At 38.9% G+C, this 10,358-nt stretch carries 10 protein-coding genes; 7 read left to right on the top strand and 3 right to left on the bottom strand.

Annotation, left to right across the window (positions count from 1 at the left end; all coding sequences use genetic code 11):
• Both ACJHV0_RS04850 and purU read left to right on the top strand, forming a co-directional pair.
• Nucleotides 1-285 (top strand): H-NS family nucleoid-associated regulatory protein (locus tag ACJHV0_RS04850; protein WP_483133538.1); only part of this gene is annotated, 285 nt, incomplete at its 5' end.
• A 73-nt stretch (nucleotides 286-358) separates the two neighbouring features.
• Nucleotides 359-1,195, top strand: a complete 837-nt coding sequence (gene purU, locus ACJHV0_RS04845) for a formyltetrahydrofolate deformylase (protein WP_283385986.1) — start codon at nucleotides 359-361, stop codon at nucleotides 1,193-1,195.
• A gap of 30 nt (nucleotides 1,196-1,225) precedes the next feature.
• On the opposite strand, the gene ACJHV0_RS04840 is transcribed toward purU, so the two are convergent.
• On the bottom strand, nucleotides 1,226-1,840 hold the full coding sequence (locus tag ACJHV0_RS04840) for a SanA/YdcF family protein (RefSeq protein ID WP_428981752.1): 615 nt from the start codon (nucleotides 1,838-1,840) through the stop codon (nucleotides 1,226-1,228).
• Nucleotides 1,841-2,183: 343 nt separating this feature from the next.
• Here ACJHV0_RS04840 and metX point away from each other — a divergent pair, with 343 nt between their 5' ends.
• The 3 genes from metX to ACJHV0_RS04825 all read left to right on the top strand — a co-directional run bounded on the left by metX (nucleotide 2,184) and on the right by ACJHV0_RS04825 (nucleotide 4,184).
• Nucleotides 2,184-3,257 (top strand): homoserine O-acetyltransferase MetX, encoded by a 1,074-nt coding sequence (gene metX / locus ACJHV0_RS04835; RefSeq protein WP_283385988.1) that lies wholly within the window; start codon nucleotides 2,184-2,186, stop codon nucleotides 3,255-3,257.
• A 140-nt stretch (nucleotides 3,258-3,397) separates the two neighbouring features.
• Nucleotides 3,398-3,613 (top strand): hypothetical protein, encoded by a 216-nt coding sequence (locus ACJHV0_RS04830; RefSeq protein WP_483133537.1) that lies wholly within the window; start codon nucleotides 3,398-3,400, stop codon nucleotides 3,611-3,613.
• Nucleotides 3,614-3,617: 4 nt separating this feature from the next.
• Nucleotides 3,618-4,184 carry a dioxygenase family protein gene (locus ACJHV0_RS04825; protein WP_483133536.1) on the top strand — a complete coding sequence of 189 codons (567 nt, stop codon included), beginning with the start codon at nucleotides 3,618-3,620 and terminating at the stop codon, nucleotides 4,182-4,184.
• Between the two features lie 61 nt (nucleotides 4,185-4,245).
• On the opposite strand, the gene lysS is transcribed toward ACJHV0_RS04825, so the two are convergent.
• Both lysS and rng read right to left on the bottom strand, forming a co-directional pair.
• On the bottom strand, nucleotides 4,246-5,748 hold the full coding sequence (gene lysS, locus ACJHV0_RS04820; protein ID WP_025235849.1) for a lysine--tRNA ligase: 1,503 nt from the start codon (nucleotides 5,746-5,748) through the stop codon (nucleotides 4,246-4,248).
• Between the two features lie 151 nt (nucleotides 5,749-5,899).
• Complete coding sequence (gene rng / locus ACJHV0_RS04815) at nucleotides 5,900-7,375, bottom strand: ribonuclease G (RefSeq protein ID WP_283385989.1); 1,476 nt, start codon at nucleotides 7,373-7,375, stop codon at nucleotides 5,900-5,902.
• 192 nt (nucleotides 7,376-7,567) lie between these two features.
• On the opposite strand from rng, the gene ycaO reads away from it, so the two are divergent.
• A complete protein-coding gene (gene ycaO, locus ACJHV0_RS04810; protein WP_483133535.1) occupies nucleotides 7,568-9,331 on the top strand; it encodes a 30S ribosomal protein S12 methylthiotransferase accessory factor YcaO in 1,764 nt (587 codons plus the stop codon).
• 63 nt (nucleotides 9,332-9,394) lie between these two features.
• Nucleotides 9,395-10,357, top strand: coding sequence for a tRNA 5-methoxyuridine(34)/uridine 5-oxyacetic acid(34) synthase CmoB (gene cmoB, locus ACJHV0_RS04805; protein WP_483133534.1), 963 nt, complete (start codon nucleotides 9,395-9,397; stop codon nucleotides 10,355-10,357).
• The last annotated feature ends 1 nt before the right edge of the window (nucleotide 10,358 follow it).

Below are 10,358 nucleotides of genomic sequence, written 5' to 3'. Positions count from 1 at the left end.
GAAGAGCAAGAAAAAGCAAAACAATTAGAAAGCTTAAATAAATACGCCGAAATGTTAAAACAAGATGGACTTTCTATTGATGAATTAGCTCAATTATTAGCAGATAAAGTGATTAAAGGTCGTAAAGTCCCTAAAGCACGCAAACTGGCTGCTCCTCGCCCTGCCAAATATAAATTTGTTGATGCTGAAGGTAATGAAAAAACGTGGACAGGTCAAGGCAGAACACCAAAGGCATTGCAAGAAGCACTTGATAAAGGCAAAAAATTAGAAGATTTTGCTATTTAATTTATTATTTAATAAAGATTAGATATGAGAGAACTCTAATTGAGTTCTCTTATTTTTATAAATAGGATATCAAATGCTTGAGCATAAAATTTTATTAACAGAATGCCCTGATGATACAGGATTAGTCGCTAAAATCACCAATATTTGTTACAAACACCAATTAAATATTATTAAAAACTCGGAATTTGTGGACAACGAAACGAAACGCTTTTTTATGCGTACTGAGTTAAACGGTATTTTTAACGATAAAACATTACTAGCCGATCTAGAATTTACTTTACCCGAAGGTTCTATTTATAAATTATTACCAAAACAGAGAAAGCGTATTGTTATTTTAGTAACCAAAGAAGCTCACTGTTTAGGTGATTTATTAATGAAAAACTATTACGGTGGTTTAGATGTAGAAATTGCTGCTGTAATTGGTAACCACGATACATTAAGAGAGTTAGTTGAACGCTTTGATGTACCATTCCACTTAGTTAGCCACGAAAATCTAACACGTGTTGAACACGATAAATTATTAGCCGATAAAATTGACGAATACGCCCCGGATTATATTGTACTAGCTAAATATATGCGCGTGCTTAATCCCGAATTTGTAGCACGTTACCCAAATCGTGTTGTGAATATACACCACTCTTTCTTACCTGCATTTATTGGTGCGAAGCCATATCAACGAGCTTACGAACGTGGTGTAAAAATTATTGGTGCAACGGCTCATTTTGTAAATGATGAATTAGATGAAGGTCCGATTATTATGCAAAATGTGATCAACGTGGATCACACCTATACTGCCGAGGCTATGATGCGTGCCGGGCGGGATGTAGAAAAAACCGTTCTCAGTCAAGCATTAGAATTAGTACTTGCTGATAAGATCTTTGTTTATAAAAACAAAACCATTATTTTATAAAAAAATAGCCAGTGATTGAAACTGGCTATTTTATTTAGATGGAATATCTTCCAACGTTTCAGGCATTTTACCTATTAACAAATTAAATAGCATTGCCGTTCTAGCCAAAATCTCTCTTAACCTTACTTGATAAGCCCCTTCAGGATATTTCGCTGCATAACAAATCGCATCAATATTTTTAAATTTCGCAATAAATAATGCTCTTTCACAATGAAACTTCTGTGAGACAATCGTAAACGGCGGTAATTTATAAACCTCTGTCGCTCTTATAATTGAATCAAAAGTAGTATAGCCCGCATAATCTTGCTTAATTTGTAGCTGAGGTATGCCCATTTTCAGCAAATCATTGGTCATCGTTTTAGGCTCATTATAATAAGGGGTTTTATTATCACCACTAACTAAAAGTTTATTTACTTTTTCACTTTTCACTAATTGCTTTGCTGCTTCTAAACGATATTTGTAATATTCATTGATCACATTTTTTGAGTAAAATTTCGCTGTACCGAGCACTACGGCATAATCTCTATGAGGCAGATCGTTAATCTCACTATAGACTTTATCCCGCACAGCATAACTCGTTATTGAATCCACAATTAATAGGGTTGCAATTCCTATTAAGTGTAAGATCACAATCACTTTCAGTATTTTTATGCCAAATTGCTTAATTTGATGAAAAAACGGCAATGACCTAGCCCCTTAAATTTCGACTTCCAAAAATCACTTATTTATTCTTATTACTCAAATAATGAGTATATTAAAGACAAACGAAGTTGTCTGATTGTTCAATCAATTTATTCTATTTTAGTGTGTTTGTTAAGCCCTAAGCTCTATTTATCACACCTAAAACCTAAAAAATTTAGCCGTTTAAAAATCTAGACGTTTAGACGGCTAAAATTTCTTGACAATTGACAACAACACCGTTAATTTAACCATATTATTACAATTACAAGCGGTTAAAAAAGCATAATTTTTTGCAAATAAGGATTCTATGGCTCAGCACATTACACTTTTTGAGGAAACGCCATTGCCCCTTTCACTAGGTGGCGAACTTTCCCCTATCACAGTGGCTTACCAAACTTACGGCGAATTAAATGCAGATAAAAGCAATGCTGTGTTGATCTGCCACGCCTTAACCGGCGATGCCGAGCCTTATTACGATTCTGCAACCGAGAAAGGCTGGTGGCAGGATTTTATCGGCAAAGGCTTAGCCTTTGATACCGAAAAATATTTCTTTATTTGTAGTAATGTTTTAGGTGGTTGTAAAGGCACAACAGGTCCTTCTTCAATTGATCCACAAACAAATAAACCTTACGGTAGCCAATTCCCGATTATTACGGTTCAAGATATTGTTAATGTACAAAAAGCCTTAATTGATTACTTAGAAATTCCAATTCTCCACGCTGTCATTGGTGGCTCTTTTGGTGGAATGCAAGCCACGCAATGGGGCATTAGCTACCCGGATCAGGTACGTAATATTATCAACCTTTGTTCTTCACTTACTTTAAGTGCGGAAGCGATTGGTTTTAACCACGTTATGCGTCAGGCGATTATTAATGACCCACATTTCAACGGTGGAGATTATTATGATGGCATCGCACCCGATAATGGCTTAAAAATTGCCCGAATGTTAGGAATGCTGACTTACCGCACGGATATTCAGCTGGCTAAAGCTTTCGGGCGGGAAACCAAACAGCAAGGGCAAATTTGGGGTGATCATTTTCAAGTAGAATCTTACTTAAGCTATCAAGGCACAAAATTTTTAGGTCGATTTGATGCCAATACTTACCTTCGCTTATTAAGAGCCTTAGATTTGTATGACCCCGCACTTGGCTATGAAAATGAAGAAGCTGCGTTAAAACGCATTAAAGCCAATTATGTTTTTGTAGCAGTAACCAGCGATCAGCTATTCAAACAAGTTGATGTGTATAAAAGCAAACAGAAATTAGAACAAGCCGGGGTGAATTTGGATTTTCACGAGTTCCACTCTGATTTCGGACACGATGCCTTTCTGGTTGATTATGATTTCTTCGAGCCGATGATTAAAAAAGGGCTGGAAAAGTAAATTTGCATTTTTTAAGAAAAATTTAACCGCTTGTATTTCTTATTATTTCCCCATCAGAAATAATCTTTTGCTTTTTTGCATCTTTTTCTCTTTATTTGCTCTATTTATACTGTACTCGACTAAATAAATGGAGAAATAAGATGAAAAAATTACCAGCCCTCTTTGTCGGGCACGGCAACCCGATGAACACACTCGATGCTCAAAACCCGTTTAATCTAGGCTTCAAACAGATCACCAAAACCTTTGAAAAACCAAAAGCGATTTTAATGATTTCCGCTCATTGGTATAGCAGTAAAATTACAGATTACAAGCGGTCAAAATCCCGAATTAATTTACGATTTCCACGGTTTCCCTGAAGAGTTGAGCCAAGTAACTTACCCTGCTCAAGGCTGCCCTGAGTTAGCTGAACATATTCAGCAGCTTTTACTGCCGGAACAAGCGGAACTCAACCCAACACGTGGTTACGATCACGGAATGTGGTCTGTACTGAAACACCTTTACCCAGAAGCAGATATCCCCGTCATTCAGCTGAGTATTCACCGCAACCAGCCGGCGAAATGGCATTTTGAATTAGCCCAAAAATTAAAACCATTGCGTGAACAAGGCGTGCTGATTATCGGCAGTGGTAACATTGTACATAATTTACGGGCAATTAGCTGGCAACATATGGAACAGATTGGAGCTGGGTATGATTGGGCATTTGCCTTCCGTGAATATATCAATCAGGCGATTGTGGACGGCAACTATGATGCAATTATCGAAACCCAACAATTCGGACAAGCAGCAGAGCTTTCAATTCCCACACCAGAGCATTACTTGCCATTGCTTTATGTTGTTGCTCAACAAGAAGAGAATGAAGAAATTACTTTCTTTAATGATGAACTGGTCGGCGGATCGCTAAGTATGACATCAATAAAAATCGATTAGTCTAAATAGCAAAGCCCCACTAAGGAATTTCCTAGTGGGGCTTATTTATTATTTTTAGAAATTATTTCTGACGCATTGCAGGGAATAAAATCACATCACGGATTGATGGTGCATTAGCAAAAATCATTGCCAGGCGGTCAATCCCTAAGCCTTCACCTGCGGTTGGTGGTAAACCGTGTTCTAACGCCACGATAAAGTCTTCATCTTTAAACATCGCTTCATCATCACCTGCATCTTTTGCGGCTACTTGAGCATCAAAACGTTCTGCTTGGTCTTCCGCATCATTTAATTCTGAGAAACCGTTACCGATTTCACGACCACCAATAAATAATTCAAAACGATCCGTTACTTCAGGGTTTTCATCATTACGGCGAGCAAGTGGCGAAATTTCCGCTGGGTGAGCCATTAAGAAAGTCGGCTGAATTAACTGGTGCTCTGCTACTTCTTCAAAAATTGCATTCACAACAGAACCTAAGCCCCAGGATTTTTGAATTTCAATACCTAAACCTTTTGCAATTTCAACTGATTTTTCAAAGCTGTCTAAATCTTCACGCTTAATGCCATTGCCATATTTCACAATCGCATCGTGCATTGTGATACGCTCAAACGGTTTGCCGAAATCGAACACATATTCACCGTAAGGTACATCGGTTGTACCTAAAATATCTAACGCCAATTTGCGTAATAATTCTTCGGTGTTGTCCATTAAATCGTGGTAGTCCGCATAGGCTTGGTAATATTCAATCATTGTAAATTCAGGATTGTGGCGAACAGAAACCCCCTCGTTACGGAAGTTACGGTTTAATTCAAATACTCGCTCAAAACCACCCACTACTAAGCGTTTTAAATAAAGCTCAGGGGCGATACGCAAATACATATCCACATCTAACGCATTGTGGTGCGTTACAAACGGTTTTGCTGCTGCACCGCCTGGAATTACTTGCAACATTGGCGTTTCAACTTCGATAAAATCTCTATCTAAAAAGAATTTACGAATGCCCGAAACTACCTGTGAACGAATCATAAAGGTACGGCGTGATTCTTCGTTAGAAATTAAATCCAAATAACGCTGACGATAGCGAGTTTCTAAATCCGTTAAACCGTGATGTTTATCCGGTAACGGACGTAATGCTTTGGTTAAAAGTTGTACTTCTGAACAACGAACGGTTAATTCACCTGTTTTAGTTTTAAATAGCGTTCCTTCAACACCAATAATATCGCCTAAGTCCCAAAGGCTCACTTTCTCTTCGTAAATGCTTTCAGCCAAGTTATCACGAGCAACATAAAGCTGAATTGCACCGCTAACATCTTGAATAGTAAAGAAAGAGGCTTTACCCATTACACGTTTTAGCATAATACGACCGGCAACTTTCACTTGAATATTTTGTTCTTTTAATGCTTCGCCTTCTACTTCATCATATTGACTATGTAAATCTTTTGCTAACGCATCACGGCGGAAAGTATTTGGGAAAGCATTACCCTGCTCACGAATTTTAGTCAATTTTTCACGGCGGGCTAACATTTCCCCATTAAGATCTAATTCTTGATTTTCTACTTCAGACATTGAATTACCTTAGATTTCAAAATTTGGATAAATAAAACTAAGCGATTATACGTTATTTTAGGCAATTTTGGTAGGAAACAAGCGGTCATATTTTCGATAAATTTTGCAAAAAAAGAGGATTAAGGCTAAATAGCTTAAATCCTCTAATCAATCACATCACAACAACATCAAACTGTTCTTGATGATAATACGGCTCAACTTTTATCTCAATTTTTGATCCGATAAAGGCTTGCAGTTCCGCTAATAGTGCGTGGCTTTCTTCATTAATTAAGTAATCCGCCACCTCTTTAGAAGCATAAACGTGCATTTTTTCTGCTTTGAATAAATGATGAACTCGCACAATTTCACGCATAATTTCATAACAAACTGTTTCAACTGTTTTCACCGTACCTCGTCCTTGACATTCAGGGCAATCACAGCAAAGAATACGTTCTAAACTTTCACGCGTACGTTTACGCGTCATTTCAACCAAACCAAGCTGGGTAAAACCATTGACATTGGTTTTTACTCTATCACCTTTTAATGCGTCTTGTAATGACTGCAATACCAAATTGCGGTGTTCTTCCTCTTGCATATCAATAAAATCGATAATGATGATGCCACCTAAATTACGCAATTGAAGCTGATGTGCAATTGCCTGCGTGGCTTCAATATTCGTATTGAAAATGGTGTGAGCGAGATTTCTATGTCCGACAAACGCTCCTGTATTGATGTCAATCGTTGTCATCGCCTCTGTTTGTTCAATAATCAGATAACCGCCTGATTTTAGGTTTACCCGTTTATTAAGTGCTTTCTGAATAGACTCTTCTACACCATAAGCATCAAATAAGGTTTTTGCTCCGGTGTATAAACTCACGGAATTCGTCAGTTCCGGCATAAACTCGGTTAAAAACTCTTTAACTTGCTCGCAGGTAATTTTGGAATCGATCCAAACTGCGTTAATATGCGTACCGATAAAATCTCTCAATACACGTTGAGCCAACGCCAACTCACCATAAAGCATTGATTTAGCAGGATACTTCGTCTTACGCTCCAACACTTTACGCCATAAGCGTTTTAGAAATGCCACATCTTGCTTTAAACTTTCTTCGCTTGCTTCTTCCGCTGCTGTACGAACAATAAATCCGCCTAATTCATCGCAATAAGGCTCAACCAATGCTTTTAAACGCTCACGTTCTGCCTCACTTTCAATACGTTGTGAAACCCCAACGTGGCTATTTTCAGGCATAAAAACCAAATAGCGAGACGGCAAGGTAATATCCGTAGTCAGTCTCGCTCCTTTTGTACCAATCGGATCTTTAACGACTTGAACAACAATATCTTGCCCTTCACGAACCAACTCAGCAATATCTTTTACCACAAATTGTTTTTTCTCATTTTCATCAACACATTCCGTGTGAGAAACAATATCGGAGGCGTGCAAAAAAGCCGCTTTTTCTAAACCAATATCCACAAAAGCAGATTGCATTCCGGGCAATACTCGAGTTACACGCCCTTTGTAAATATTTCCCACAATGCCACGTTTTGCCTCACGTTCAATGTGGAGTTCTTTTAGTAAGCCGTTTTCAACCAATGCTACCCTTGTCTCACTCGGGGTTACATTGACTAATAATTCTGTTCCACTCATCGTTTATCTCTAGCTATAAAATTAAATTGTAATAAGTGTATCACTTTGCTTTTAAGAAAAAAATTAAATCACTCAATTTCTTACTTACTCGAAAAAGTAAATACTCTACAAGCGGTTATTTTTATGAGTTTTTTTGCAATTTTTCCTAAATTTTGCTATTTTCTACCACAAATTTTTAACAAGAGAAAAATGATGACTGAACAAACTTTTATTACCGGTAAAGATGCTGCACTTGAAGACAGTATTTCTACCTTTCAACATAAATTAAAAACCCTTGGTTTTAACATTGAAGAAGCGTCTTGGTTAAACCCTGTGCCGAATGTGTGGTCGGTGCATATTCGTGATGCGGACTGTCCACAATGTTTCTCAAATGGTAAAGGGGCAAGTAAAAAAGCAGCTTTGGCGTCTGCATTGGGCGAGTATTTTGAGCGTTTATCCACTAACTATTTCTGGGCGGATTTCTATTTAGGTCAAGAAATTGCGAATAGTGATTTTGTGCACTACCCAACTGAAAAATGGTTCCCGATTGAAGATGAAGATGTGCCGCCACCGGAAATGATGGACGATTTCCTTTGGGAATATTTCGATCCGAATGGCGAACTTACTCCGGAATTATTGGTTGATTTGCAATCAGGAAATTACGATCGTGGTATCGTAACATTGCCTTATGTTCGCCAATCGGATAATCAAACGGTTTATATTCCGCAAAGCATTATTGGCAACTTATTTGTGTCAAACGGTATGTCGGCAGGTAACACAAAAAACGAAGCTCGTGTACAAGGTTTATCGGAAGTATTCGAGCGTTTCGTGAAACACCGTATTATCACTGAAGCAATCAGCTTGCCTGAAATTCCACAATCGGTGATTGATGGATACCCGACAATCAAAGCTTCTATCGAAAAACTAGAGCAAGAAGGCTTCCCGATCCTTTGTTATGACGCTTCATTAGGCGGTGAATTCCCGGTTATTTGTGTGATTTTACTCAATCTACAAAACGGCACTTGTTTTGCTTCTTTCGGAGCTCATCCGAATTTCCAAGTTGCCTTTGAGCGTACCGTAACCGAGCTTCTACAAGGTCGTAGCTTAAAAAATTTAGATGTGTTTGCTCCACCATCTTTCAATAATGATGATGTGGCAGATCACGCTAATATGGAAACCCATTTTATTGATTCAAGCGGTCTAATTTCGTGGGATCTTTTCAAACGTGATGCAGATTATCCGTTTGTGCATTGGGATTTCTCAGGCACTACCGAGCAAGAATTCAATAATATGATCTCGATTTTCAATAAGCATAATCAGCCTGTTTATATTATGGATTACGAGCATTTAGGCGTATACGCTTGTCGTATCTTAGCTCCGGGAATGTCGAATATTTACCCAAGCGATGACTTAATTTACGCTAACAACAATATGGGTATGGATTGGCGTGAAATCTTGTTAGATTTGCCACATTTCCATCACGATGCCGAAACTTATCAAGAATTACTGGATGAGTTAGACGAACAAAGCATTGATGATTTAACCCGTGTGCGTGAGTTTATCGGTGTGGTTGCTGAAAAGGGTTCAGCAATGCAAACCTTGCGTATCGGCGAGCTGAAATCAATGCTTCACTTGGCTCTCGGCAACTTAGAGCAAGCGTTGGATTGGGCAAACTGGACAGCAAATATGAACGCCAGCGTGTTCACCGCAGAACGCAACAATTACTACCGCTGCTTAATCAGCACCATTGAGTTATTCCTTGATGAAAATCGTGAGCCGGCTCAATACCGTTCCGTATTTGAGAAAATGTATGGTGTTGAGGCGGTAGAATTTGCCTGGAATGCCGTGCAAGGGGGTAATCCGTTTAACGGTTTAACCGCTTCTGATGAAACGCTAGAAAATATGATCGCTCATCAGAAATTACTCAATGCTTACCGCAAAGTGCAAAAAGCGAAAGTAAATCCGATTGCAAGATAATTTATCTCCCCTCTTTCCCATTAAAAGGAAAGAGGGATTTTTCTAACAACAAGTTTAATTCCAATGATCGACTTCCGCCCTTTTTATCAACAAATTGCCACCACACCGCTTTCTGCTTGGCTAGAAACCCTGCCATTACAGCTCAAACAGTGGGAAAAATCCACCCACGCTGATTATACTAAATGGGCAAAAATTGCAGATTTTTTGCCAAATTCGACCGCTTGTATCAACCTAAAAGATAAGGTGGAATCTATTCCAATGCAGCCGTTATCTGAGGGCGAAATCAAGCAAATTACCCATCACTTAAAACAGCTAATGCCGTGGCGTAAAGGTCCATACCACTTGCATGGTATCCATATTGATACCGAATGGCGTTCTGATTTTAAATGGGATCGTGTACTCCCTCATCTATCTCCATTGGAGGGAAGAACCATCTTAGATGTGGGCTGCGGCAGCGGTTATCATATGTGGCGAATGGTGGGCGAGGGGGCAAAAATGGTCGTCGGCATTGACCCAACCGAACTTTTCCTCTGCCAATTTGAAGCGGTAAGAAAACTACTCGGCAATGATAGACGGGCAAACCTCATTCCACTCGGGATCGAACAAATGCAACCTCTTGCCGCTTTTGACACCGTATTTTCAATGGGCGTGTTATATCACCGCAAATCACCACTTGATCATCTTTCACAGCTTAAAGCTCAGCTTGTAAAAGGGGGAGAATTGGTGCTGGAAACTTTAGTGATTGATGGTGATGTGAATGATGTTCTCGTACCGGCAGATCGCTATGCAAAAATGAAAAATGTTTACTTCATTCCTTCTGTGCCAGCGCTGATTAATTGGCTGGAAAAAGTGGGCTTTAAAAATGTGCGTTGTGTGGACGAGGCAATCACGACTCTTGAAGAACAGCGTAAGACGGATTGGTTAGAAAATGAGAGTTTGGTGGATTTCTTAGATCCAAATGATCACACCAAAACCATTGAGGGCTACCCGGCACCGAATCAGGCCGTGATTTTAGCGAATGCTTAAT

It is taken from the genome of Mannheimia sp. (assembly GCF_056854775.1).
The sequence above is the reverse complement of the archived record's forward strand: the minus strand, read 5'-3'. Positions and strand labels throughout refer to the sequence as shown.

Coding starts and splice junctions, on each gene's coding strand:
- cmoB (WP_483133534.1), top strand. CDS start 9,395: ATGATCGACTTCCGCCCTTTTTATCAACAAATTGCCACCACACCGCTT.
- ycaO (WP_483133535.1), top strand. CDS start 7,568: ATGACTGAACAAACTTTTATTACCGGTAAAGATGCTGCACTTGAAGAC.
- purU (WP_283385986.1), top strand. CDS start 359: ATGCTTGAGCATAAAATTTTATTAACAGAATGCCCTGATGATACAGGA.
- metX (WP_283385988.1), top strand. CDS start 2,184: ATGGCTCAGCACATTACACTTTTTGAGGAAACGCCATTGCCCCTTTCA.
- ACJHV0_RS04830 (WP_483133537.1), top strand. CDS start 3,398: ATGAAAAAATTACCAGCCCTCTTTGTCGGGCACGGCAACCCGATGAAC.
- rng (WP_283385989.1), bottom strand. CDS start 7,375: ATGAGTGGAACAGAATTATTAGTCAATGTAACCCCGAGTGAGACAAGG.
- lysS (WP_025235849.1), bottom strand. CDS start 5,748: ATGTCTGAAGTAGAAAATCAAGAATTAGATCTTAATGGGGAAATGTTA.